At 56.8% G+C, this 26,073-nt stretch carries 22 protein-coding genes; 10 read left to right on the forward strand and 12 right to left on the reverse strand.

Going from position 1 to position 26,073, the window contains the following annotated elements; genetic code table 11:
- From ONV78_RS23920 to ONV78_RS23950, 7 genes are read right to left on the reverse strand one after another with little or no spacing between them, the layout of a single operon-like run.
- The gene (locus tag ONV78_RS23920) at positions 1-831 is read right to left on the reverse strand and encodes an NAD(P)-dependent oxidoreductase (protein WP_279506954.1); all 831 of its coding nucleotides are present in this window, start codon (positions 829-831) and stop codon (positions 1-3) included.
- Between the two features lie 34 nt (positions 832-865).
- Complete coding sequence (locus tag ONV78_RS23925) at positions 866-2,827, reverse strand: acetyl/propionyl/methylcrotonyl-CoA carboxylase subunit alpha (RefSeq protein WP_279506956.1); 1,962 nt, start codon at positions 2,825-2,827, stop codon at positions 866-868.
- Positions 2,824-3,630: an enoyl-CoA hydratase-related protein gene (locus ONV78_RS23930; RefSeq protein ID WP_279506958.1), complete on the reverse strand. Its 807-nt coding sequence runs from the start codon at positions 3,628-3,630 to the stop codon at positions 2,824-2,826. Before ONV78_RS23930 ends, ONV78_RS23925 begins: the two co-directional genes overlap by 4 nt.
- A 3-nt stretch (positions 3,631-3,633) precedes the next feature.
- Complete coding sequence (locus tag ONV78_RS23935; RefSeq protein ID WP_279506961.1) at positions 3,634-4,809, reverse strand: acyl-CoA dehydrogenase family protein; 1,176 nt, start codon at positions 4,807-4,809, stop codon at positions 3,634-3,636.
- A 42-nt stretch (positions 4,810-4,851) separates the two neighbouring features.
- Positions 4,852-6,468, reverse strand: a complete 1,617-nt coding sequence (locus tag ONV78_RS23940; RefSeq protein WP_279506964.1) for an acyl-CoA carboxylase subunit beta — start codon at positions 6,466-6,468, stop codon at positions 4,852-4,854.
- 16 nt (positions 6,469-6,484) lie between these two features.
- Positions 6,485-7,348: an SDR family oxidoreductase gene (locus tag ONV78_RS23945; RefSeq protein WP_279506965.1), complete on the reverse strand. Its 864-nt coding sequence runs from the start codon at positions 7,346-7,348 to the stop codon at positions 6,485-6,487.
- Position 7,349: 1 nt separating this feature from the next.
- On the reverse strand, positions 7,350-9,149 hold the full coding sequence (locus ONV78_RS23950) for a DUF1446 domain-containing protein (RefSeq protein WP_279506966.1): 1,800 nt from the start codon (positions 9,147-9,149) through the stop codon (positions 7,350-7,352).
- A gap of 287 nt (positions 9,150-9,436) precedes the next feature.
- On the opposite strand from ONV78_RS23950, the gene ONV78_RS23955 reads away from it, so the two are divergent.
- From ONV78_RS23955 to ONV78_RS23980, 6 genes are all read left to right on the forward strand, one after another.
- Positions 9,437-10,039 (forward strand): TetR/AcrR family transcriptional regulator, encoded by a 603-nt coding sequence (locus tag ONV78_RS23955; RefSeq protein ID WP_216736849.1) that lies wholly within the window; start codon positions 9,437-9,439, stop codon positions 10,037-10,039.
- Positions 10,040-10,179: 140 nt separating this feature from the next.
- Complete coding sequence (locus ONV78_RS23960; RefSeq protein ID WP_279506967.1) at positions 10,180-10,965, forward strand: transporter substrate-binding domain-containing protein; 786 nt, start codon at positions 10,180-10,182, stop codon at positions 10,963-10,965.
- 141 nt (positions 10,966-11,106) lie between these two features.
- Positions 11,107-11,499 carry a response regulator gene (locus ONV78_RS23965; protein ID WP_279506968.1) on the forward strand — a complete coding sequence of 131 codons (393 nt, stop codon included), beginning with the start codon at positions 11,107-11,109 and terminating at the stop codon, positions 11,497-11,499.
- Positions 11,489-13,150 (forward strand): diguanylate cyclase, encoded by a 1,662-nt coding sequence (locus ONV78_RS23970; RefSeq protein WP_279506969.1) that lies wholly within the window; start codon positions 11,489-11,491, stop codon positions 13,148-13,150. The genes ONV78_RS23965 and ONV78_RS23970 overlap by 11 nt, the downstream gene beginning before the upstream one ends.
- Complete coding sequence (locus tag ONV78_RS23975; RefSeq protein WP_279506970.1) at positions 13,150-15,648, forward strand: EAL domain-containing response regulator; 2,499 nt, start codon at positions 13,150-13,152, stop codon at positions 15,646-15,648. The genes ONV78_RS23970 and ONV78_RS23975 overlap by 1 nt, the downstream gene beginning before the upstream one ends.
- A 78-nt stretch (positions 15,649-15,726) precedes the next feature.
- Positions 15,727-16,359, forward strand: a complete 633-nt coding sequence (locus tag ONV78_RS23980) for an MBL fold metallo-hydrolase (RefSeq protein ID WP_279506971.1) — start codon at positions 15,727-15,729, stop codon at positions 16,357-16,359.
- A 37-nt stretch (positions 16,360-16,396) separates the two neighbouring features.
- Here the strand turns inward: ONV78_RS23980 and ONV78_RS23985 are convergent, their stop codons facing one another.
- Positions 16,397-18,088, reverse strand: a complete 1,692-nt coding sequence (locus ONV78_RS23985) for an amidase (protein ID WP_279506972.1) — start codon at positions 18,086-18,088, stop codon at positions 16,397-16,399.
- A 176-nt stretch (positions 18,089-18,264) separates the two neighbouring features.
- On the opposite strand from ONV78_RS23985, the gene ONV78_RS23990 reads away from it, so the two are divergent.
- The 4 genes from ONV78_RS23990 (at position 18,265) to ONV78_RS24005 (ending at position 23,875) form a co-directional block, all read left to right on the forward strand.
- Positions 18,265-20,823, forward strand: a complete 2,559-nt coding sequence (locus ONV78_RS23990; RefSeq protein WP_279506973.1) for a S8 family serine peptidase — start codon at positions 18,265-18,267, stop codon at positions 20,821-20,823.
- A gap of 237 nt (positions 20,824-21,060) precedes the next feature.
- Positions 21,061-22,953, forward strand: coding sequence for a DNA topoisomerase IV subunit B (gene parE / locus ONV78_RS23995; RefSeq protein ID WP_216736857.1), 1,893 nt, complete (start codon positions 21,061-21,063; stop codon positions 22,951-22,953).
- A gap of 105 nt (positions 22,954-23,058) precedes the next feature.
- Positions 23,059-23,505, forward strand: a complete 447-nt coding sequence (locus ONV78_RS24000) for a hypothetical protein (protein WP_279506974.1) — start codon at positions 23,059-23,061, stop codon at positions 23,503-23,505.
- Positions 23,506-23,650: 145 nt separating this feature from the next.
- Positions 23,651-23,875 carry a hypothetical protein gene (locus ONV78_RS24005; RefSeq protein WP_279506975.1) on the forward strand — a complete coding sequence of 75 codons (225 nt, stop codon included), beginning with the start codon at positions 23,651-23,653 and terminating at the stop codon, positions 23,873-23,875.
- Here ONV78_RS24005 and ONV78_RS24010 read toward each other — a convergent pair.
- The 4 genes from ONV78_RS24010 to ONV78_RS24025 all read right to left on the reverse strand — a co-directional run bounded on the left by ONV78_RS24010 (position 23,872) and on the right by ONV78_RS24025 (position 26,042).
- Entirely contained in the window at positions 23,872-24,696 is an 825-nt protein-coding gene (locus ONV78_RS24010) for a hypothetical protein (RefSeq protein WP_279506976.1), read from the reverse strand. The genes ONV78_RS24005 and ONV78_RS24010 overlap by 4 nt on opposite strands.
- 50 nt (positions 24,697-24,746) lie before the next feature.
- A complete protein-coding gene (locus ONV78_RS24015) occupies positions 24,747-25,217 on the reverse strand; it encodes an RDD family protein (protein ID WP_279506977.1) in 471 nt (156 codons plus the stop codon).
- 192 nt (positions 25,218-25,409) lie between these two features.
- Positions 25,410-25,613 carry a 4-oxalocrotonate tautomerase family protein gene (locus tag ONV78_RS24020; RefSeq protein ID WP_279506978.1) on the reverse strand — a complete coding sequence of 68 codons (204 nt, stop codon included), beginning with the start codon at positions 25,611-25,613 and terminating at the stop codon, positions 25,410-25,412.
- A 27-nt stretch (positions 25,614-25,640) separates the two neighbouring features.
- On the reverse strand, positions 25,641-26,042 hold the full coding sequence (locus ONV78_RS24025; RefSeq protein ID WP_279506979.1) for a nuclear transport factor 2 family protein: 402 nt from the start codon (positions 26,040-26,042) through the stop codon (positions 25,641-25,643).
- Between the last annotated feature and the right edge of the window lie 31 nt (positions 26,043-26,073).

The following is a 26,073-nucleotide window of genomic DNA, read 5'->3' on the forward strand; positions in this document are numbered from 1 at the left end:
CTAGTCGATAAACAAGTCGGTCATCAACGCCTGACCCGCTCCGGGGTTGTAGGTGTAGGCGGAAAAATCCGTCACGCCTGTGTCGCGCAGCACTTGTTCGTCAATGAGCCACTCGCCGCTGCGGCGCTCTTCTTTATCCGTCAGTATGGCGTGGGCGGCGTCCGCCATAATCTCAGGGCTGCGCGCCCGGTCCAGGGCCTGTTTGCCGCCGGCTTCGAACTCCACTGCGGCGGTGGCGATCAGGGTTTGTGGCCATAGTGAGTTCACCGCGATGTTATAGCGACGAAACTCCTGCGCCATCCCCAGGGTCAACATGGACATGGCGTATTTGGTCAGCGTATAGGGGGAATACTGAGCGAACCACTTGGGGTTGAGATTGACCGGAGGAGACAGGTTGAGGATATGTCCCAGCCCGGACTTCTTCAGCCAGGGCAGGGCGGCCTGGGCGGTCGCCATCACGGCGCGGGTATTGACCTGATGCATCAAGTCAAAGCGTTTCATTGGTGTATGCTCCACGCCGGACAACTTGATAGCGCCGGCATTGTTGATGACAGCGTCCACGCCTCCGAACTCTGCAGCGGCGCGCTCCACCATCGCTTCTACGGCGTTATCGTCGCGCACGTCCAGTTGCACGGGGAGCGCTTTGCCGCCAGCCTGCTCGACTTCCTCCGCCACACTGTAGATGGTGCCGGGCAGCTTGGGGTGAGGTTCGGCGGATTTCGCTGCGAGGACAATATTGGCGCCGTCCCGGGCGAAACGTAACGCCATGGCGCGGCCGATACCGCGTGAAGCGCCGGTGATGAGGATGGTTTTATTATGTAGGGGCGACATGAGCGTGTCCTTGTTTGTTGTTTTTATTGGCGGTTTATTCTGCGCTTAGAGTGAGAGTAACCAGCAGTTCCCGGATTCTGACCTGATCGCCGGTTTTTACTTTGATGTCCTCCACCACGCCGGATATATCCGCTTTTAACGGATGCTCCATTTTCATGGCTTCCAGCACGACCAGCGTTGCGCCTTTCTCCACGCTTTGGCCGGGTTCGACCAGCACGTCCACGATGCGGCCGTCCATAGATGCGCGGATGCTGCCGTCGCCAGTCGCGTCGCCGGCTTCCGCTGGCGCATGGGTTAGGTCTTCAAAGTCATAAACAACGCCGTCTAGATGCAAAGATAGCCGGTTTTCCTGTCGTAGATAGCGAACCCGGCGACGTAGGCCGTCGCATTCGAACAGGGCTTGCTCGGGCTCAATATGCTGCAGTCCCAGCGTGATAGCGCGGTCGTCCAGGTTGACCTGAAACGCGCCGTTTTCCTGCGCCTCCAGCGCCAGCTCCCAAATGTCGTCGCCGCTGCGCAGTTCGTAAGGCCAGGATGAATAGCCGGCGCTGCGCCAATGGCGGTGAGGCTGGCTCAGCTCGCTCTGATGATGAAAAAGCAGCGTCGCCAAGGCGACGACTAAGTCGGTCGGCGTTTGTGGCGACAGCGAGGGATCGTCCTTGAATTCGTTGGCGAGAAAGCCGGTATTGGCTTCTCCTTGTTGAAAAGTGGGGTGCTTGAGAATATTGGCCAGGAAACGTTGATTGCCATTGACGCCGAGCAGCAGGCTGTCTTCCACCGCGCGTTGCAGACGACGGCGAGCCTGTTCGCGGTCGGCGCCCCAGGCGATGATTTTCGCCAGCATGGGGTCGTAGTGGGGTGTGATGGTTTGACCTTCTTTCACGCCATCGTCGATGCGCACGCCTTCGCTTAACGCAGGTCGCCAACGTTGAATACGGCCGGTTTGCGGCAGGAAATTCTGCTGCGGGTCTTCCGCATACAAACGTACTTCCATGGCGTGGCCCTGGATGCGCACTTGCTCCTGGGTGACAGGTAAGGGCGCGCCGGCGGCGACCTGAATCTGCCACGCCACCAGATCGAAGCCGGTGACCAGTTCGGTGACGGGATGCTCCACCTGCAGGCGCGTGTTCATCTCTAGAAAATAAAAGCGCTTGTCCTGATCCACCAGAAACTCGACGGTGCCGGCTCCGACATAGCCACAGGACAGAGCCGCCTTCACCGCTGCCGCGCCCATGCGTTCGCGCAGATCCGCGTCAACGAAGGGCGAGGGCGCTTCCTCCACTACTTTCTGATGGCGGCGCTGTACGGAGCAGTCCCGCTCCCCCAGATACAGGGCGACGCCCTGTGTATCCGCAAACACCTGGATTTCGATGTGGCGGGGTTGCAGCAGGGCTTTTTCCAGAATCAGCTCATCGCTGCCGAAGGCGTTGAGGGCCTCCGAGCGCGCCGTTTTGATTTGCGCCGCCAACTCCGCTTCGCTCTGCGCCAGACGCATGCCGCGTCCGCCGCCGCCAGCGGAAGCCTTGATCATGACCGGGAAGCCGATGCGTCTGGCCTCGGCTATCAATGTGGCGTCGCTTTGATCCTCGCCTTCGTAGCCAGGAATGCAGGGCACGTCCGCTTCCTGCATGGCGAGCTTGGACAGACGTTTGCTGCCCATCAGGGCGATGGCGTCGGCGGGAGGGCCAATAAACGTCACTCCGGCGTCAGCGCATTTTTCCGCAAAGCGGGCGTTTTCTGAGAGGAAACCGTAGCCAGGGTGCACCGCGTCAGCGCCGCTCAGGCGACAGGCGGCGAGGATTTTATCGGCGTCCAGATACGACTCCGCCACGGGCACAGGGCCGAGATGCACGGCTTCATCCGCCATTAACGCATGAGGGGCGTCGCGGTCGGCGTCGCTGTAGACGGCGACGGTGCGAAACCCGAGGTCGCGGGCGGTACGGATTATCCGGCACGCAATTTCGCCTCGGTTGGCGACCAGTATTTTGGTGATCATTGCGCCCACTCCGGGTTACGTTTCTGCATAAACGCCAGCGCGCCTTCTCTGCCTTCCGGGCCTTGAATGGCGCGGGAGAAGTCGGCGGCGGTGCGATCCAGCAACGTTTCCAGATCGGCGCCTTCAACGTCCAGCAACAACCGTTTGGTGACGGCGCTGGCCTGGGGCGCGCAGCGTTTGATCTGCGCCAGGATCGTCGCCAGTTTGTCCGCCAGTTCATCGGCGTTTGTCACGCACTCATGAGCAATGCCTAGTCGTGTCGCTTCTTCTCCGTCGCAACGCATGCCTAATAGCGCCAGACGGCGGGCTTGCGTGAGTCCGATGCGGCGCGCAACGAACGGCGCGATTTGCGCCGGAGGAATGCCCAGCCCTGTCTCCGGCAAGCCAAAGCGGGCGCTGTTCAGGGTGACGGCGACGTCGCTGACGCAGGCCAGTCCAAAGCCGCCGCCCAGCACGGCCCCTTCCAGTATGGCGACGACGGTTTGTGGGGCCTGATTGACGCGAGTGATCATCCGCCCGAATTCCCGGTTCAACGCCTGAAACGGATCGGCTTCTCCTGACTCCGCCGCCGCGCGGGCGTTGGCCATATCGGCGATATCGCCCCCGGCGCAGAAATGACCGTCGGCGCCGCGCAGGACGATTGCGCGAATGTGTTCATCTGTGTCGGCATAGTCGAACAGGGCCATAATCTCACGCACCATTTGCAGGCTCATGGCGTTACGCACTTGCGGCCGATTCAGGGTGATGTGCAGCGCGTGATCACGGCATTCAGCCAGCAGAGTTTCAGTGACGGGCGGACTCATGATTTATTCTCCTGTGGAACTGGCGCTGCGTTTGCCCGGCAGCGTCCCCATCAATTTGCAGATGATGCCAAGCATGATTTCATCAGCGCCTCCCCCAATGGACACCAGACGCACGTCGCGGAACGCCCGCGACACCGGGTTGTCCCACATGTAGCCCATACCGCCCCAGTATTGCAGGCAGCTGTCAGTGACTTCGCGACCGAGTCTGCCGGCCTTGAGTTTCGCCATGGACGCCAGTTGGGTGACGTCTTTGCCCTGGATATACAGCTCGCAGGCTTGATAGGTCAGGGCGCGCAGGGCTTCGATTTCCGTCTGCAGCTCCGCCATGCGGAAATGAATGTATTGATTGTCGATCAACGGCTGACCGAAGGTTTTGCGCTCCCGGCAGTAAGCAATGGTTTGAGTGACGCAGGCTTCCAGCGCCTTGATGGTGTTGGCGGCGCCCCACATGCGCTCTTCCTGGAATTGCACCATCTGCATCATGAATCCCATGCCTTCGGCGCCGATGCGGTAACGCTGGGGAATGCGCACATCATCGAAAAACACCTGGGCGGTTTCTGAGGAGCGCATACCTAGCTTGTCCAGATGCGGCGCCACCTCAATGCCCGGCAGGTTCATGGGGACGACCATCAGGGTCTTGTTCTTGTGCGGCTTGTCGTCACTGGTATTGGCCAGTAAGCATATGAAATCCGCCTGCGGCGAGTTGGTGATCCACATTTTGGAGCCGTTGATCACATAGTCGTCGCCGTCTTTGCGAGCGTTGGTTTTTAACCCGGCGACGTCAGAGCCGGCGGAGGTTTCGCTCACACCGATACAGCCGATCATCTCGCCGCGGATGGCGGGAGTAAGAAACTCGCTTTTGAGTTCATGGGAGCCGAAGCGGGCGATGGCGGGGGTGCACATGTCGGTTTGTACGCCGATGGAGAGGGGCACGCCGCCGGCGCCGCAGGCCCCGAGTTCCTCCGCCGCCGCGAGATTGTAGCTATAGTCGAGACCCAGGCCGCCGTATTCCTCCGGCTTGTGGATGCCAAGCAGGCCAAGCAGGCCAAGCTTTTTGAAGATTTCCCGCATGGGATAGGCGCCGGCTTTTTCCCATTCATCAATGTGCGGATTGATTTCGTTCTGCACGAAATTGCGTACGGTGCGTCGTAGTTCGCTGTGTTCCTGAGTGAATATCATTGTTATTTTTCCTCTGTGTAAACCTGCCTCGCCGCGCCTGCGTCAGAAGCGCGCCACGCCGAAAGTGTTGGAGCGCAAGGGCCTGCGCTCCGCTTCGTAACAAACGTCCAGCAACAGCGCCAGTACGCGCCGTGTATCGCGGGGATCGATCAGCCCGTCGTCCCACAAACGCGCAGTTCCGTAGAGCGCGCTGGAGCCTTGTTCAATTTTTTCCGCCGCGGTTTTTTCGATAGCGTCGAGCATTTTCGGGTCTGGCGTCAGACCCAGTTTGGCCTGCTTTTCTTCAGTGACGATACGCAATACCTTGCCCGCCTGGGCACCGCCCATGACGGCGGTGCGACTGTTAGGCCAGGAAAAGATGAATCTGGGGTCCAGTCCGCGGCCGCACATGGCGTAGTTGCCGGCGCCGTAAGAACCGCCGACCACCATGGTCAGTCGTGGGACCTTGGCGTTGGCCACCGCTTGCAACATCTTGGAGCCGTGTTTGATGACGCCGTTCTGTTCCGCATCGGTGCCGACCATAAATCCGGTGGTGTTATGGAAGAACAGGATCGCCGTATTGCTTTGCTCGCAGAGCTGGATGAACTGAGCGGCTTTGGCGGCGCCTTTGGGCGTGATCGGGCCGTTGTTGCCAATGACGCCGCAGGCCATGCCCTGGATGTGGAGGAAGCCGCATACGGTCTGATTGTCGTAGAGCGGCTTGAAGTCCAGGTACTCCGAGCCGTCCGCGATGCGGGCGACGATTTCGCGTACGTCATAGGGCTTGCGGGCGTCGGCGGGAACCACGCCCAGCAGTTCTTCCGCCGGATACAGTGGCTCCTTCCAGGTGCGCGCAGGCGCCGGAGTGAGCTGTTCGTTCCAGGGAATGCGTCTCAGGATATCTCGCGCCAGGCGTACGCCGTCAGCGTCGTCCTCCGCTAAGAACTCTGCGGTTCCGGCGATGGCGGCGTGCATTTCCGCGCCGCCCAGTGTTTCGTCGTCGGCGATTTCGCCAGTGGCGGCTTTCAACAGGGGCGGACCGGCGAGAAACATTTTGGCTTTGTTCTTTACTGCGATCACATAATCAGAAAGGCCCGGCTGATAGGCCCCGCCCGCGGTGGCGTTGCCGTGCACCACGGTGACCTGAGGCAGACCTGCGGCGGACAGGCGGCACTGGTTGGCGAAGCCCCGCGCGCCCTGCACGAAAATATCCGTCGCGTAGTTGAGGTTGGCGCCGGCGGACTCCGCCAGGGTGATCACCGGCAACTTGTTCTCCATGGCGATCTGCTGCACGCGCAGCGTCTTCTCCAGACCGGCGGGGGAAATCGCGCCGCCTTTGACGGCGCTGTTGCTGACGATGATCAGGCAGCGCACGCCCTGCACATAACCAATGCCGACGATGGAGCCGCCACCGGCGTAGGAGCCGTCTTTGTCGTCATGCATTTTGTAGCCAGCGAGGGAGCACAGTTCCAAAAAAGGCGCGCCGCGATCCAGTAACAGGTTCAGGCGCTCACCGGGCAGCAATTTACCTTTTTTGTGAAACTTCTCGCGGGCCTCCAGTGCTTTCTCGCGTACTTTGTTTTCAATGCTGCGGAAGGATTCGATCGCTGTCATCATGGCGCGACGGTTAGCGGCGAATTCTTCGGAATGAACGTCAATCTGAGAGGTGAGTTTCGGCATGGCGCGTTTCCGGCTGTTAATCGTCGAGGACTTTGGGTCGGACGGCGCGATGGAAGCCGTTGTAGACCGGTACGTTTTTCGCTTTCGGCAGCGGCCATACGCGGCCGCCCAGGGAGGCGGCGCCGTCCACTCTCAAGGTGGCTCCGCTGATAAAAGCCGCCGCCTTGCTGAGTAAAAAGCAGATGGCGGCGGAAACTTCGGCCTCCGTTCCCAAACGTTTTAATGGCACGCCATTGGCCAGCGACAGCAGCATGGGTTTCATGCTGGCGTCGTAATGGTCCAGTCCGCTGGAGGCGATCCAGCCTGGCGCTACGGCGTTGACGCGCACCCCCGCCGCCGCCCATTCCACGGCAGCGGTTTTGGTGAAGTTGTCCATGCCGGCGCGGGCGGCGCCGGAGTGACCCATGCCGGGCATGCCGCCCCACATGTCGGCGATAATGTTGACGATGGCGCCGCCCTGTTTATTGAAACATTGGTTATACAGCTCGCGGGCCATTAGAAATCCGCCCACCAGATTGGTGCGCACGACGGTTTCAAATCCTTTTTGATTAATGGCGGAGAGAGGCGCAGGGTACTGACCGCCGGCGTTGTTCACCAAGCCATGGACCGGGCCCAGCTCCGCAAGGATTTCTGCGATGACTGCTTTGACTTTATCCTCTTCGCGAATATCGCATACGTATGCGCTGGCGCGGCCGCCATCCTCCTGGATCTCCGCCAGCACTCGGTCCAGCTTTTCCTGCTTGCGTCCGATGATGGCGACTCGTGCGCCCAGCGCCGCGAGTTCGTGAGCGACGCAGCGCCCGATGCCGCTGCCGCCGCCGGTGACGATGATGGTGCGGTCGGCGAATGCGTTTTCCCGGAATACCGATTGATAAGACATATCAGGCCAGCTCCTCTGCAATGGCGCTCGGAATGGGGATCGGGAATTCCAGCAATTGCTGAGCGAAGGCTTTCCCCTGCGGATCAATGCGCAGACTGGCGACGCCTCCCCCTCCCAGGCTGTTCTCCAGCAGGAAGTTCAGGGCGGATATACCCGGCAAGTCCCAGCGGGTGACGCGGCCATTCTCCGGGTGCAATACATGATGCATATAGTCGCCCACCGCGGCCTCGGTGAGGGCGGCGCGAATATAGGGAAGATATTCCGGCCGGCGCGCAATGACGCCGATATTGGCGTGATCGCCTTTGTCTCCCGAACGCGCCCAGGCCAGTTTGACCAGCGGCGCCTGCGTGGTGGTCGCTTCCAGTTGCGCTGCCTCAACTACCGCTGTGTCCGCCGGGGAGGGCGTTGCCTCGTAGTCCCACTCGACCTTCACTGGTTTGCCCACCCCGTCCATATTGGCGGTGATGGTGATGCCGTTCTTCGGGGTGAGGAAGGAAAACAGACGAATCTTGGGCCACACGGTCGGCCTGCCGCCCACAATGCCGGTAATGCCTGGAGCCATGCCTGTGGCGGCCTGGGCGATCTCCCGGGAAAATAGCGCCAGGGCTTCCTTCTGGGGATGCGCGCAGGAGATTTTCACCACGACTTCCCGACTGCCGGCGATGCGGGAATGGGGGCCGTAAGTGGCTTCTGTTCCCAGCAGTTCGATATCGACATCGGTGAAGGCTGGCCAGCCGCGCTCTTCGAACTGTCTCTGGGTTTTACTAATAATGGCGTCGGCGGTGACTTTGGCTTTAGCGGCGGCGTCGATGCCGGCCATGAGAAACGTGGCGACGCATTTATGGCCGTCCGGATAGGTGGCGCATACCTTATATAGACGGGTGGGCGCGCGTCCGCGAGCGCCGGTGACGCGCACGCGATCCGGACCTGTTTGCTGCAGTTTTACCTGGGTGAAATCGCAAGTGACGTCCGGCAGCAGATAGGCGCCGGGATCGCCGATTTCATAGACCAGTTGTTCCGAGACCGTTCCAATGCTCACCAGACCGCCGGTGGCTTCAGGCTTGGTGACGGTAAAGTCTCCGTTGGCGTCGACTTCCACGACAGGGAATCCCATGTTGTCGAAGCCTTCCACCTCGCGCCAGTCCGTGAAGTTGCCGCCCGTGCATTGTGCGCCGCATTCGATAATGTGGCCTGCGAGGCTGCCCTGTGCCAGTTTATCGTAGTCCTTCATTGTCCAGCCGAACTCATGAATCAGCGGCGCCAGGACCAGCGCGCTGTCCACAACCCGCCCGGTAATCACTATGTCCGCGCCGTAAGCCAGGGCGGCGGCGATGCCCGGGGCTCCCAGATAAGCGTTCATGCTGACGCTGACCGGGGGAAGAGGCGCGCCGGAGAACATATCGGTCAGATTCTGGCGCTCAAACTCCGCGCGTCGATGCAGAATATTGTCTCCCATGACGGCGGCGATTTTCAGATCGAGGCCCAGTTTATCGATGATTTCCTGCAGGGCGTCGCGGCAGGCCTGGGGATTTACGCCGCCAGCGTTGCTGATCACCTTCACGCCTTTTTCCTTCAGCCGCGGCAGGAGCGGCTTCATCACATGGTCAACGAAGTCTGTGGCGTAGCCTTTGTTCGGGTCTTGCAGCTTCTGGCCGGTGAGAATGGACATGGTGATTTCCGCCAGATAGTCGAACACCATGTAATCGAGATCGCCTTTTTCCAGCAATTGCGCCGCGGCGGTGTTGGTGTCGCCCCAAAATGCGGCTGCGCAGCCAATGCGCAGAGTAGACTTGGTGGTCATGATCGTCGCCCGTTCCTTTCTGGTCGATAACGCGGATATGCGCGTATCGCCCTGGTATGTCGTTTTGAATGGTTATTGTCGATGATGCGAGCCCGGTCAACGATACCAAGCAAGCGCTTGGTTTGTAAAGGGGCCGAATTGAGATAGACTTAGGAGCGACCTAAATCTTCGGCTAAGCGCCATAAGGGAGTTTTTTTCGACGTTTGCCGTTAGAATGTGCGGCCCTGCACGGCGCCCCGGATTCCGCCGTGGGTCTCCCATCAGTCAGCTCAGGAATGTGATTGCTTATGAAACAACTTGCGCAACTTATCGAAGAGGGACGCATCACCGACCCTCAGAGCGCCAGGGGCAGGTTACTGGCCAAGGCTGCGCACCTGTTCAAGGAAAAAGGTTACGAACGCACCACGGTCAGAGATCTGGCTGCTTCCGTGGGCATTCAAAGCGGCAGTATTTTTCATCATTTCCGCAGTAAGGAAGACATTCTGTTTGCGGTGATGGAAGAAACCATCCTCTACATAACCGCCAAAATGCGCGAGGCCCTGGAGCGGGCGCCGACGGCTCGCGATCGACTGCTGGCGCTGTTGCGCTGCGAACTGGAGTCCGTACTCGGCGGCACCGGCGAGGCGATGACCGTACTGGTGTACGAATGGCGCAGCCTGTCGGACGCACGACAGGAAGAAATCCTCAAATTGCGCGATCAATATGAAGGCCTGTGGCTGGATACGCTGAGCGAAGCCCGTGACGCAGGACTGGTCAAAGGCGATGTGGCGGTGTTGCGACGTTTTCTCACCGGCGCCTTGAGCTGGACCATCACCTGGTACAAATCGGAAGGCAGCATGACCGTGGAGGATCTGGCGCAACAGGCGCTTTATCTGGTAGTCAAAGATTAGATCTCCTGCTGTCGCGTCCAACGACGCGTTTCCCCTCATCATGGTCTATAGTTTTTCTTGAAATTCGTCGTCAGGAAAATCTGCTGACGGGGACGGCGCGCTGACTTCGCGCGTTCGCCTCCCCAGCTGGGAATATCGCCATGATCTCTCTTCGCAGCAGCGCCCTGTGCTGTGCGCTCCTTTGGTTGCAACCCCTGCTATGCACCGCTGAATCTGAACTCAGACTACATGCGGTTTCAGAAGAGTGGGCGGAATACTCTAACGCTGACTGCACCGGTCTCTATTGGGATGTTCTCGCTGCGATTTATGAGCCGGATGGCGTCACGATTATCTGTGAGGTCGTGCCCTGGAAGCGCGCCTTGTACTGGGTCTCCAACAAAGAGAGAGACGCGCTGGTCGGCGTCTATGATAGCCGGAAGGACGTTATGTTGATCCCTGAGCTGCATTTCTGTGTGGATGATCCTGTCGTCGCGTTGTTTCTGGAGGGAGCGCAGCAGGAATGGCGTGGCGCAGGGCGGGTGCGCAGCGGCGAAGCGGCCTGGATACGCGGCTACGATTTTAAGCAATGGTTCAATCCGGATATGGAGCCCGTGGAGCTGGAAAGCATTGAGCAGGGGATTGGGTTGCTGACGCGGGAGAGAGTCAAATATGTCATTGATTATTCCGTCAATATTCAGCGCGCTTTGGGTGAGCTGAAACTGGATGAGCGGGATTACACGTCCGTGACGGTGAAAAGCGGCGAGAAGCTTTATGTGGGCTTTGCGGATAACGAACGCGGACGTTTATTCAAGGCGATTCTGGCTCGCAAGCTGCCGCAGTTGTATGAGTCTGGAGAACTGGAGCGTATATACAAAAAGTGGGGTTTGCAGCCGCAATGGCGTTATCTGCGGGAGTCCTGGCCGCAGACCTCCGAAACATTGAATTAACGCCTTTAAAACAAACAAAAAATTGTCCCGCATCGCAAACGGGGTCTATGCTTTTAGCTAAGGTTCAATGAAAAATGTCGACGTGTGTCCGGTCGTCGACGCCGGCGGCTGTGGCGCGCGTGAATGAGCAAGGAGATACCTGTGGCTCCGCCTATTCGGAAAATTGTCTATGTGGAAGATGAACCTGATATTCAGGCTATAGCGCAGATGGCCCTGGAAGCCATTGGCGGTTTTGAGGTCGTATTGTGCAGCTCAGGCAGAGAGGCCCTGGAGGTGATCCCCCAGGAAATGCCGGACCTGGTGCTGATGGATGTGATGATGCCCGAGCTGGATGGTCCTTCTACGTTACAAGCTTTACGGGAAGTGGCGGAATGCAAGCATCTGCCCGTTGCGTTTATGACCGCCAAAGTACAGAAGTCGGAAATTGACGAATTTATCAGTCTCGGGGCGGTTGGCGTGATCCCCAAGCCCTTTGACCCGATGAAGCTTTCCGAAGAGGTGAAGCGGCTTTGGGAGAAGGTGCATGCGGGATGAGCGGGAGAACGCGAAGGACGATTCACGCTCGCCGATGGAAAAAATGCAGGCCTTGCGCACGGCATACGCCAGTGCGCTGCCGCAAAAGCTGACCAATGTACGCGACAGTTGGAGTTCAGTCAGAACGCTGCAAAATTTCAACCGGGAAATTCTGATGCCGTTTCGGCATCTGGTGCATCGTTTGGCAGGCTCTGGCGCTTCATATGGGTTCGCCCGACTCTCCGCGTTGATGCAGAAGATCGAACAAAAAATCGATCAGCTCTCAGATTTTCCCGAGAACGCCAAGCGTTTGGTGCTGGAGATCGATAACCTGCTGACGCAGGTTGACTCTTCCGCGCAACCGGACGAACAGAGCAACGAAGAACTCTCCCTGATTTCCTCCCAGCGCATTCAGCGACCGGCGGCGCCCAAGGCGTTGCTGGCTTTGTCGAAACAGAGCGCCTGCAACTCGCTGCCGGAGCAATTGAAACATTACGGTTATGAGGTGCGCGCCTGTGCTTCGGAAGAAGTGACTGAGAATGCGCTACGGTTTGAACCGGACATTGTAGTGTATGAAGAACTGGGCGCGTCCCAGGCCTGTCCGGCGCCTATCGAAATGGGTAAAACCAAAGTCCCTTTTGTGTTCGTATTACATCAAACGCCGAGTCTGTTTTTGCGTGTGCAGGCATACCGGGCCGGCATACGCGAAGTGTTGCAGTCGCCGCCGGATATTTCTCAGTTACTGAGTAAGTTCGACCAATGTTTTATCTCGGAAGTCGATGTGCCCTATAGGGTGCTGTTGATCGATGATGACAGTGAGCTGGCCATGTACCACGCACAGCTGTTGGAGCAGGCGCAAATGAATGCGCGGGTGGTGTCCCAGCCTGAGGATATTCCTGAAGTATTGCTGGAATTTTTTCCCGATGTGATTCTGATGGATTTGTATTTACCCGGGTACAACGGCATTGAGCTGGCTGTGGCGATACGCCAGGACGCGACCCTGTACGGCGTGCCGATTATTTTTGTGTCGGTGGAGCAGGATATCGCGCGCCACCTGGGCGCTATTCGCGCCGGCGGCGATGACTTTCTCATCAAGCCGGTGCCGGCGCCCTTTCTGCTGGCGTCAGTGGAGAGTCGGGCGCGGCGCGGCAGGGAGCTGCGGGGCATGTTAAGCCGGGACGGCCTGACCGGGCTGCTCAATCACGTCAGTGCGGAAGAGTATTTATCGCAACAGTTATCCCGGGCTCGCCGGATGGGTAGTAGTTTGGCGTATGTTATGGTCGATCTGGATCACTTTAAAAAGGTCAATGATAGTTACGGTCACCTGATGGGCGACCGCGTATTGGTGAATTTCGCGCGTTATCTGCAGGGGCGTTTGCGGCGTAGCGATGTGATCGGACGTTACGGCGGTGAAGAGTTTGTCGTGATCTTGCCGGACACGACCAAAGAGCACGCCCGTTTTGTCATCGAGTCCATGCGCATGAGCTTCGCTTCCATCAATCACAATACAGCGGAAGAACCTCTTCGGGTGACCTTCAGCGCGGGCATCGCCGCCTTTCCTGATATCGACGACATGACGACCCTCACCAAGGCGGCGGACGACGCTTTGTATGACGCCAAACAGCAGGGGCGCAATAAAGTCTGTATTTATAAACCCAAGGCCTCGGATTGATGGACAGGAGCAGTGATAAAGGCATGGACGGTGCACTGATAAACAAGCTGGCGCAGATCCAGCGACATTATCGGCAGTCGTTGGGCGCCAGGGCGGATGCGCTGGAAAAATGGTGGGACGAATTGCTGAAAAAGAGCGATCGTCAACGCCTGAACGATATTTGTATGACGCTGCACAGCCTGGCGGGATCGGGAAAAACCTTTGGGCTTCCCGAACTCAGCGCGGCGGCGGCGGAGTTGAATGCTTATTTGCAGGACTTAATCAGAGACGGCTCGACTGCGTTTGACAAGCACAACGAACGCATGGGGCTGCTTTTACAACTGATGCGCCGCCCACACACCGGCGACGCCGCGCCTGGAGCTAGCGAGATGGAGAGTAACCCTCGTCCGGGACGCTTGGTCTACATCGTCGAAGACGATCAGATGCTGGCGCAGTGGATGAAAACCCATATCGAACAGCATGGTTACAGCGCGCGTATCTTCAACAGCCTTACGGCGCTGGGGCAGCGCCCGCAAGACGAAACGCCGCTGGCGATTCTGATGGACGTTATTCTGCCGGAAGGGGAAAACGCCGGGCTGGATTTCGCCATTAATCAGAACTCATCGGAGATGTGCGGCGTGCCTTTGGTGGTTATTTCCAAGCGCACTGACTTTGATGCGCGTCTACAGGCGGTGCGGGCCGGAGTGCGTCACTATCTCACCAAACCTCTGGACTCCGAGAGTCTGCTGGCCAGTATTGAAGACATGGTGGAAGAGACGCCGGCGGAGCCGTATCGTATCCTGCTGGTGGATGATGATGAAGACATTACCGCCTTGTATCGGGCGCATCTGGAAGCGGCTGGCGTGGAGGCCCGCACGCTGAGTGAACCGAGAAAAGTGCTGCAGGTAATCACGGAGTTCAAACCGGAACTCATCGTTCTCGATCTGCATATGCCGGAATGCACTGGGTTAGAAGTGGGGCAGATTATCCGCCAGCATGTGCAATTCGCCAACGTGCCGTTGGTGTTTCTCTCCGCGGAGTCCGATTCCAGCGCGCAACTGACCGCCATCGAACTGGCTGGTGATGATTTTCTGATGAAGCCCATCGACCCTGAAGTGCTGCGTATCAATCTGATAGCGCGCGCGCGTCGGGCCCGTATGGTGAGCATGTATGTGCGCAGCCTGATCAAGGAAATGTCCTTTAAAGAGCAACACGATGCGCTCACCGGGCTGCCCAATCGATTGCATCTGGAGCGCCGCCTGGAGCTGGCGATTCGCAACGTGCGTTATGGCGTGCGGGATCAGTTTTCACTATTTCTGATCGACGTGGACAACTTCCAGCATATCAACGACGCCTACGGGCATGAGCTGGGCGATCAACTGATCGTCGATTTGTCCAAACGACTCGAATCCCTGATTCCTCACAGCGCGGTCTTGTGTCGCCCGGGAGGGGATGAATTCGCCATTCTGTTCAAAGGCGTGCGGGATAAGAAACAGGTGATTCAATATGCCGAGCGGCTGCTGGAGGCCTGTGAGACGCCATTTAATATCGGCATGGATGAAATCAGCATTGGCCTCAGTATTGGCGTCGCCACCTACAGTCGCGAACACAAATCCAACTTCGGCATCGAGTTGTACAAAGAGGCCGACATGGCGTTGTTCACCGCCAAGAAAATGGGCAAGAACGACTTTGTGATCTTTGAAGAGCACATGGCTTCAGAGCTGAAAGCACAGGTGAGCATGACCAGCGATCTGCGCAAGGCCCTGGTCAACCGGGAGTTTCATCTGGTGTATCAACCCCAGGTTAATTTGTACAACCATCGCATATTTGGCGCGGAAGTGCTGTTGCGCTGGAACCATCCAGTGCGCGGACCGGTGTCGCCGGCGGAGTTTATTCCTGTCGCGGAAGCCCATGGCCTGATCGATCAACTGGGCGAATATGTGCTGCGTTGCGCCATCAAGCAGATTGCCGACTGGAAGCGTCAATATGGCCGCGCGGTGCGTCTGGCGGTGAACGTGTCGCCGCGTCAGTTCGGACGTTTTGATTTTGTATCCCAGGTTGGCTTGCTGTTGGAGGAATTCCATGTGGATGGACGTCTGCTGGAGCTGGAAATCACGGAAAGCGCCCTGGCCAAGGATATAGAGACGGCGGTGTCCAAACTGATGGAGCTGCGGTGTCTCGGGGTGGGGGTGGCGGTGGATGACTTCGGCACCGGCTTTTCCAATCTGGCGTCATTGAAGCGTTATCCTGTGGATTTATTGAAAATCGACCGGTCCTTTATTCGCGATATCCCACATGATCAGGATAATCTGGCGATCGTCACTGCGATTGTGCAAATGGCGAAAACCCTGGGTTTGAAGATACTGGCGGAAGGGGTGGAGACCATTGATCAGATCCGCGTTATGCGGCAACAGGGTTGCGATCTGATCCAGGGCTTTTATGTCGCTCGTCCCATGCCGGTGGAGCAATTTGAGGGAGACTACCTGAGCGGCTCAGGTCAAGAGAGCGGGGCCTTATAAATCCAGCGGTTGCGTCGGTGACCCGGTGTAATAGAATGGGGCTGCGCCTGTTGTAGGACTTGGATTTAGTGAGTAGTCATGAAATACGAAATAGTGCCCGTTACCCCTTTTGTGCAGAACTGCACCGTACTCTGGTGCGAAAAAACGCGTCAGGCCGCCGTGGTGGACCCAGGCGGAGACCTCGCCAAGATTGAAGCCGTGTTGACGCGTAACGGTCTGACGCTGGAAAAAGTGTTGTTGACCCATGCGCATATCGATCATGCCGGCGGCACGGCTGAGTTGGCGGATTCTCATGAAATTCCGATCGAAGGACCGGAGTATGAGGACAAGTTCTGGATCGACGCCTTGCCGCAGCAAAGCATGATGTTCGGCTTCCCCAACGCCAAGCAGTTCACCCCGAATCGCTGGTTGAACGATGGCGATGAAGTCAGCGTCGGTGAGGAAACCCTGCAGGTGTTCCACTGCCCGGGACATACGCCCGGACATGTGATTTTCTACCATCAAGGCGCACGTTTGGCGCTGGTGGGAGACGTCCTGTTCAATGGCTCCATTGGCCGCACTGACTTTCCCAAAGGCGATCACGCCACGTTGATTCAGTCCATCAAAACCAAATTATGGCCATTGGGCGATGATGTTTCTTTCATCCCTGGTCATGGCCCCATGTCCACCTTTGGCGCAGAACGCAGAACCAATCCTTTCGTGAAAGACTAGCCGCGTCTATTCTGCGCTACTCTTTTTCTTGCGACGCTCAGGGCTTTAACAGATCGAAGTACAGCGCTGGACGTCGCAGCTCCACCTTGCTTTCCAGCGCCCGTCCTACGCGCAGCAATGTATGTTCGCGCCAGGCTCCGCCCATCAGTTGCAGTCCGATCGGCAGGCCTTTGGCGTCGTAATCCACCGGCAAAGTCAGCGCCGGCAGGCCAGTAAGATTGGCGGAGAAGGCGAAACGCATCAGCTCCGTCAGCACCTGCAAATTGGATTCGCCACTGGGCTCTTTCTGCGGTCGAATGCGCGGAGCGGTCATGGCGGTGGTGGGCGTGACGATAATGTCCACTTTCTGCAGGAGGTTGTCGAAGTCGCGCATGGCCTGAGTGCGAAAGCGTTGCGCCTTGATGTAGTCCGTACTGGAAAACTGCTGCGCCACGGCCAGATTAAGGCGCGTGTCCAGGCCGAAGCTTTGCGGATTACGGCGATACTCGGCGTCCACCGCCGCCAGCATTTCCGACCCAATGGTGATGGCGTGACTGACCCGCTGCAGATCCAGACCTTCGAGAGTGATTTCCTGCACCTGAGCGCCCAGACTTTTCAGTTTTTCTACGGCCAATTGACAGGACTGCGCCACTTCCCGGTTGGCGTGCCCGAACCAGGGAGAGTAAATGCCGATGCGGAGGTCGGACAGGTCCTGCTTCATATAGTCGGAAAGATGGGGCGGCGGTTGATCGATAGAGAAGGGGTCCATTAAGTCTGCGCCGGCGATGGCGCTGTAAGCCAGGGCCACATCGTCGACGCAACGTCCCATGGGGCCGACATGGGCCACGCTCCAGCAAAGTGGAAAAGCGCCATGCTCGCTGACGCGTCCCCAGGTCGGCTTGAGTCCCACTACGCCGCATAACGCAGCGGGAATGCGGACGGAGCCGCCGCCGTCGGCGCCGAGGGAGATCGGGCACAGACCCGCCGCCACCGCAGCGGCGCTGCCGCTGGAAGAGCCGCCAGCATAGTGGTCGAGATTGTAAGGATTACGGCAGTGGCCATGGTGCACGTTGGCCCCGGTGACGCCAAGGCCGATCTCATGCATGTTGGCCTTGCCGATGATGATGGCGCCGGCGGCGCGCAGCCGCGCTACGGCGGTGGCGTCCTGGTCGACGGAGCAGTCCTGCCCGTAAATCTGGGTTCCTACAGACGTGGCGTAGGGCGCTGCGTCGAGTTCGTCTTTGATCGCCACCGGCACGCCGTCTAACAAACTCAGGGGACGCCCTTCCTGATAACGTTGCGCGCTGGCTTTCGCCTGCATCAGGATGTCTTGTTCCGAGCTGAAAATGACGGCGCGCAGCGGCGGCTGACCAGAGTCGCTTTGCTGCAGCGCTGCGATGACCCGGCGCGCAACATCCAGCGGCGTGGTCTGGCCTTTGCGATAAGCCTGGATAAGGTCTCTGGCTGAGGTCAGCGGGAAGGCGTCCTGTACGTTTTTAATCGCTTCCTCCGCCATGGCGATGCTGGCTCGGGCGTGCGCCGCTTCCGGCGCGCGTCCGGGAGGATGTTTGGGAAATAGCGTCGGCGTGGTGTTCAGCTCCGCCTCGCGCAGCTTGTAGGCGCCGCCCTCGCGCAGCAGCGCCAGTCCCAGAATACGACGGGAATAGTTGCTTTCGAGCAGGCCCACCAGGGTTTTCAGAGGCGTACCGGCAAGGCGGGGAAACTTCAAAGACTTCAAATCGTAAGACATAAAACTCATTCCGGGGTGAAGCTGCGTTTTTATGCTCTGACGCAATTGGTTATATTTTATATAGAACGCTTTAGTATAAACGCCAAATGATGACGAAGGCGCTGCAATTGGCGCTCACGTCCTCCTGTCTCCTGCTAGGATATACATATATGACCCATTTGCGTTGTGGAATTTATATGCGAAGCCTCTCATTTACCGGCAAAGCTTTCATGCTCACTCTGGCGACGACGTTAACCGCCTGCGGAGGCGGTGGAGGAGGGGGCGGCGATAGCGGTGATACGCCCGCCGCTGTGACCTATACGTTGTCTGGCTCTATCAGTATTCCGTCGTTTACGCAGGTGGATTCGGATTCTTCTGACGTTTCAGCGGGCACTACTTCTAACAACAGTGAGAGTGAAGCGCAGATCATTTCGAATCCGGCAATCGTCGGAGGCTACGTCAGCGATTCATCTGGCGCTTACGACGGTGAGCATTCATATCGCCGAGACTTGGTTGATTACTACCGAGTCAAGTTGTTGGCTAGTCAGACGGTTAAATTAAACGCGGAAGCGTCTGCAAAAGGGATTGCATCCACTCAGCGCTTAACCCTGTCTCGGGTCGACGGCGCAACAGACCCTTTAGTTGCAACGAATATTGGCGTTAAAACGCTTACCGTACCCGCTGACGGTGATTTTTATATCAAAGTTGAAGGTTTCTCAGGCCCTTCCAGCTACATCCTGGTAGTTGGCGAGGCAGCTTCAAGCAGTGCGCTCAATAATTATTCTGCGCTATCGATACCGACCCAGGCGGAGTTTGCGCCGGGTGAGGCGATTATCCGCTACAAGGCTGCGAAAGGATATTCCGCGCAGGCGCTGCCGGGATATTTTCTGGAAAGATTCGGCGACGCTAATACAGGCTTGTTCCGCTTCGATGACGCCCAGATAGTGCAGGGACCGGCGCTAAAGTCCTTGGCGCAGAAAGTGGATGAAAGACAGCGCACAATTGAGCTGATAGAAGCTTTACGTCAGCGGCCGGATATCGAGTTCGCCGAGCCCAATTACATTCGTAAAGCGCTGGAAACGCCATCAGACCCACTTTATGGACTGCAATGGCATTATCCTTTGATCAGTTTACCCAGTGCGTGGGATGTCACTCATGGTTCTGGAGTTGTTGTGGCGGTTTTAGATACTGGCGTATTACTAACCCATCCTGATTTGTCTGGGCGTTTAGTGAGCGCCAACGATGATTTCGACTTTGTCAGTTCCCTGTCCTCGTCTCTAGATGGCGACGGCATTGATAGCGACCCCACAGATCCTGGCGATAGCGTGTTTGGAAGCAGCAGTTTTCATGGCACGCATGTCGCCGGAACCGTCGCAGCCGCCTCGAATTCCATCGGAGGGGTAGGCGTCGCCTTTGAGGCTAAAGTAATGCCGATACGAGTGCTCGGGCAAGGTGGGAGTGGTTCTGATGCGGATCTGGTGCAGGCGATTCGTTTTGCTGCGGGACTTTCCAATTCTTCGGGGACTATCCCCAGCCGACGTGCTGACATCATCAATATGAGCCTTGGCGGCGCTGGGTTTTCTACAGCTTTGGGCGTCGCTGTTCAGGATGCATTAAATGCCGGTGTGATCGTGGTGGCGGCCGCAGGTAATGAAAACACCTCGTCTCCGTTTTATCCGGCGGCCTACCCTGGCGTGATTTCGGTCAGTGCGGTGGGGTCCGATGGACTGAAAGCGCCTTATTCAAATTATGGCTCCACGGTTGATGTCGCGGCCCCTGGCGGAAACTTCTTCCTTGATCTGGATGGAGACGGCCAACAAGACGGCGTGCTAAGCACATGGGGGAATGACAGCTCGGGCTCTGTCCAGTTCGCTTATTCGCAGATGCAGGGCACGTCCATGGCGTCGCCTCATGTGGCGGGAGTTTTCGCATTAATGGAGTCCCTCCGTGATGTGACGCCATCGGATATCGACAGTTATCTGACAAATGGCGAGCTGTCGGTTGATATCGGCGCTACAGGGAGAGATGACATCTATGGTTACGGTTTAATAGATGCAGCCAAAGCCGTGACGGCGGCAGGAGGCTCGCCGCCGCCAGTTGTGAAAGCATCCGCCAACAATTTGAAATTCACCAACACCAGTTCGACGGTCATCACCCTGAGCATTCCGTCTGGCGTTAGTGGCGTGACCGTATCCACGTCTGCGTCTGGTGACGTCGTATGGCTGAGCGTGGATGACAATGGCGACCTTGATGACTCGACTTATCGCATCAGTGCGGACGCCACCGGTTTGGACGTGGGAGTCAGCTATCCAGGCGAAATTACAGTGGATTATGTGATTGATGAATCGTCTAAGGCGGTCAAACTGTCGATCCCCGCCACGCTGACCCTGGCTGATCCAAATGCTAAGCCGGATGCCGGCAAGCATTATATTTTGTTGGTTAACCCAGAAGACATATCAGATGTTCCATATCAGATCAGCGCCACTGCTTCGGGTGGCGTTTACAACTTCGCCTTCAGCGGTGTGGAAGCAGGAACCTACCTCTTGGTGGCCGGCACAGATTTGGATAATGACGGTAAAATCTGCGATTCGGGCGAAGCCTGCGCCGAGTATCCCGTGCGCAATGCCCTGGAAACGATAGAGATGAATGAATCCAAGTCAGGATTTTCATTCGCCACCGGCTTTCAAGGCGACATTGGTAGCGCCGGAGCGGGCGACTCACAGGCGCATAAGGAATATCGCCTTCTTAACAAGTGAGGACGGGCGGGTGAAAGGAATTTCACCCCTTCCCAGTTGATCTTTGGCGGCATTCCTATAAATTAATGCCCAATTCCAATCTCCGGCGAATGGCCCCTGCGCCCCCGGAGAAAGTCACAAGCGCATGCAGGCGCGTTTCCGGGAAAGGCCGTTGTCCGGCCCAATCAGTCAATAGCGGGCAGGGAGCGCCGCCCGAAAGCGCGTCGGCAAGTAACGAGTTGTATTCAGGAGAAGCTTTTGTCAAACAACTACAACGCCGACTCCATTGAGGTCCTCAATGGCCTGGACCCGGTTCGCCGCCGTCCGGGCATGTATACGGACACCTCGCGGCCCAACCACCTTGCTCAAGAGGTTATCGACAACAGCGTCGATGAGGCGCTGGCGGGACACGCGCGACAAGTGGACGTCGTACTGTATAAAGACGGCTCTCTGTCCGTAACCGACGACGGTCGCGGCATGCCGGTGGACATCCACAAGGAAGAAGGGATGCCCGGCGTTGAGCTGATCCTGACCAAGCTTCACGCAGGCGGTAAGTTCTCCCACAAAAACTACCAATTCTCCGGTGGTCTGCATGGGGTGGGCGTATCTGTTGTGAACGCACTGTCCCTGAATCTGGAAGTGTTGATCCGCCGCGACGGCAAAGTGCATCGCATTACCTTCGCCAACGGCGATAAAGCTTCAGACCTGGAAGTGATCGACACCTGCGGCAAGCGCAACACCGGCACCACGGTGACTTTCCTGCCTGACCCCAAGTACTTTGATTCTCCCAAGTTTTCCGTTCTGCGCCTGCGTCATGTGTTGCGCGCCAAAGCGGTATTGTGCTCCGGTCTGAAAGTCACCTTTAAAGACGAAAACACTGGCGAGAAAGACGAGTGGTATTACGAAGATGGTCTGAAAGACTATCTGAGCGGCGCCACCAACGAATTCGTCACCTTGCCGCAGCAACCTTTTATCGGCCAGATGGCGGGCAATACGGAAGCGGTGGACTGGGCGGTGCAGTGGCTGCCGGAAGGCGGCGAACTGATCGCTGAAAGCTACGTCAACCTGATTCCCACAGCCCAGGGCGGCACCCATGTAAACGGTTTGCGCACTGGTCTGCTGGAAGCGCTGCGGGAGTTCTGTGAGTTCCGTAATCTGTTGCCGCGCGGCGTCAAGTTGTCCCCGGAAGATGTCTGGGATCGCTGCGCCTATGTGCTGTCGGTGAAGATTCAGGAGCCCCAGTTCTCCGGTCAGACCAAAGAGCGTCTGTCCTCCCGTGAATGCGCCACCTTCGTTTCCGGTGTGGTGAAAGACTCTTTCAGCCTGTGGCTGAACAAACATACGGCGGAAGCGGAGCAACTGGCTGAGCTGGCCATTAATAACGCCCAAAGCCGTTTGCGCGCCGCCAAGAAAGTCGCGCGTAAAAAAATCACCAGCGGCCCGGCGTTGCCTGGCAAGCTGGCCGACTGTAGCGGCAGCGATGCGATGCGCGGCGAATTGTTCCTGGTGGAAGGGGACTCTGCAGGCGGTTCCGCGAAACAGGCTCGCGACAGAGAATTTCAGGCGGTGATGCCGCTACGTGGAAAGATTCTTAATACCTGGGAAGTAGACTCAGAGCAGATTCTGGCGTCACAGGAAGTACACGATATCGCTGTCGCCATCGGCGTCGACCCAGGCTCCAGCAATCTGGAAGGCCTGCGCTACGGCAAGATCTGTATTCTGGCGGACGCCGACTCAGATGGCCTGCATATCGCCACCTTACTGTGCGCGTTATTCGTCAAGCACTTCCGCCCGCTGGTGGAAGCCGGCCACGTCTTCGTCGCCATGCCCCCGTTATACCGTATCGACGTGGCGAAAGACGTCTACTACGCCCTCGACGACTATGAGAAGCAGGGGATTCTCGACCGTATCGCCGCCGAGAAGAAAAAAGGCAAACCCAACGTCCAACGCTTCAAAGGCCTGGGCGAAATGAACCCCCTGCAACTCCGCGAAACCACCATGGCCCCCGACACCCGTCGTCTGGTGCAACTCACCGTGGAAGCCGCCGACGACACCGAAGAAAAAATGGACATGCTCCTGGCCAAAAAACGCGCCTCCGACAGACGCGAATGGCTCGAAAGCAAAGGGAACTTGGCTGAGATTGCGGTCTGATTCTTGGCTAGTCACCTCGGAGTGGAAAGCGGATTACCCGCTTTCCACTCGACACACTTTGTGCTTGTTCAAGCATCCCCTTTCCTGTCATTAACATCCTGATTTATGGGCCACAATATCTCTGGCATCGTCACTAGCTTTAAATACCAGGGCGACTTGCCTCATCTGTATTTGGTGGGAAATTACGCGTTCATCCCGCTCTGCGCGAGAACGAAAGGCTTTAGAGGAAGTGCGATTGCTCCATTTGCGCGTTTTGGTTCCAATCTAACGCCGAAAATCAAAAAACTGACGAAAGAGCTGTCATTTACAGGAATGTGTGGGTTTATCGAAACTTCATATCACGGAGGCTACGGTAGCCAGTTGGCGGTGGTATGGGAGTACGGCTCCATTATCTATGGGCCAGTCGAATCCGGCGAAGCGATTAATGAAGCCCTGAAATTGATGGGCATTTGGCGGCATGAGGGAAAGGATGAGTTCGATACCGCCAGACTAGGTTGGTATAGGGACAACAAAGAAGTATTGCTGGAAATCAATCAACAGCTAAACGAATAGCAGCCTTGTTTTTTCTATGAAATCAAAGACTAGATTAATAACTGTCAACGACGCTCGATATGTCTGGTTGGTCGATGAAGTAGAGTGGAACCTGTTCAGGTTAAAAGTCTGGCGAGAAGGGGAAAAGAGAGCCCCTTGGTTTACATTGGATAAAGACGTGAATATTCCGTGGCGATTTTCCCCTGAGATTGCCGAGGCCACTCCTGACTTTGCTTTTTCAGTGGCGCCCAAGCTGGTGGCGGAAGCTATCAGGCAGATCGGCTCGCAATTTGGCTTCCCTGGCGAAAATAGCAAAACTTTAAATCTGTGCGTCAGCGCTGACGGCAAGTCCATTTTGCCGTTATCAGCAGAGGCGTCGCCAAGCTTCTAAACGCCCTCAACTCTCTCCCTCAAAATCCTCGCCAGCGCTTCCAGGGCATCCTCTGGGAATCCGCTTAAGCCGGGGATATCGTTGCTTTCCAGCAGGATAAATTCGCCGTCTTCGGTTTCCAGAAAGTCCAGGCCAAGTATGTCCGCATTCAGGTGGTCCATTGCGATTTGGGTCTGTTCTCGCAAATTGTCTGGGACCGGCATCAGTTGAAAGTCCAAGGTTTCGATGTTGGCTTTCCAGCGGGCGCCGCGGCGGGACATGGCCCACATTCTGTCGCCGATAGCGAGACAGCGGATGTCGCGGACGTAAGGGATGTAATCTTCCAGCGTCACGTAGTCATTGGATATGAACGTCAGGTCCTTGATGTCCGACCAGGAGGTTGCGTTTTCCGCCAGGGCTTTGCCGTAACCGCCGTGGAAATTGCCGACTTTAACCACCGAGGGCAGGGGAGGATCGACTTTATCCAACAGGTTCTCGCCGATGGCGATAGTATGCGGCGATACGGTCAGGCCTGCTTCCTGCAGTTCCGCCAGCATGGATAAACGATCATAGCCACGCAGCAAGGTGCGTGCTGGATTTACGCAGGGAACGCCGGCGAAACGAATCAGTTCAAGGACGCTACGATGGGACTCGTCCGGCTTAACCGCGCCAAGACGCCACAACACCGCGTCCGCCCGCACGACGCCGGAAGCGTCAAACACCCACAGCCGGTTGTCGTGATACAGCCATTTGCTGGTTTGCAGGCGCCGGTAATGCACCTCATGACCAGTGAGGTATTTTGGCCAGTATTGCTCGCCGTTCACCACAATGATGGAAGCCATAGAGTCCTCGAAACTAATTCTATAACGCTAAAGGGGATGGTTGGATTTATTTAGCTGGAACGTACAACGACGGTGCCGGCGAGCTTGTCATGGAAGCCTTGCTTTTTCGGGTCCCAGGCGACCCACAGAAAACCCAGGCCCAGAGGCAGTAATGACAGGTAGTAAGCGAAATAACGCCCGATCATTTGGCCCTTAGATGGTTTAGCGCCTGTTTTGGCGTCGACGATGACGGCGTTAACCAGCATTTTTCCGGGTGTGGCGGAGCGGTAGATCCAGAATAAAATGACCGCGAGCGCCGGGAAGACATAGTTGAGCAGCACATCCGCCGTGCCCGCGATAAACGTCTCACCATCGAAATAATTGAAGCCGTATAGGGAGATCAGAATCGGATAGGAGATCGCCATCATAATCAGCGTATCGATAATACTGGCGCCGGTTCTAGCCCAGAAACCGACATAGTCCATATCTTCCTTGTGAATTTCTGAAGTCAATTCCGCCTGAGGAGCTTGGTAGGGATTCATTGAGTTACCTTATACATCCGAGTATCTAAATTGAAGCTGTTTAGGATAACAGGTTAATGAGCCTGGGTGGATGGGATGGTGGGTAGGGGTTGTATCAAGCTGGAATCGAGGTCTAGTCATAGTGGCGATTCAATTCACGCGAATCATATTTACAAACACACTCCCTGTGTTTCCGCATCAGCATTTTACGTTCTAACTTCTTCTATTTCCCAAATCCGTCACTTGATCGTACCCAATTCCCCAGTTATCCGTATTGACCTCATCAATAACCACAAATGTGGTTTCGGGATTTTTGTTGAGTACATCCACCATTAGCTGAGTGGCGCCTTTTATAAGTGCTTTTTTCTGTTCGCGGGTGACGTTTTCATCTGTCACTTTAATGTTTATGTAAGGCATATTTTTTACCTGTTTTAGACGCGTTAATTAGTCGTTGGATAGATCTGCGTACATCTTATTGACAATTAGCCATTGACCGTTTTCTTTTAACAAACCCAGATAATCCACGTAGTTGTATTCGAACAGGGGGCAAGCCACTTTTACCATGGCTTGCTCCCCCGTTATCTCCACCGAAAGTAATCGAAATTCATAGGGTAAGCCCTGTTCAGAAGGGACAGGACGGCTTTTCACTGCGTCGAGCCAGTCCTTGAGAGAGCGTCTTAACCCTGGCGCTTTTAGTACAGCGTCAGTGTGGAAGATGCGCTCTAGCAGTGCAGTATCGGCGTAATGAAGTCCTTCAAAATAGGCTCCAACGATGTTGATGATGGTTATGAAATCTGTCTGGCCAAAATCAAGCTCGCTCGTTCTATGTTTTAAACCCCTGTCCATTCTTTTCCCCTTCGATTGCTGGCGTTGATGA

The organism is Hahella sp. CR1, assembly GCF_029813005.1.
GTDB lineage: Bacteria > Pseudomonadota > Gammaproteobacteria > Pseudomonadales > Oleiphilaceae > Hahella.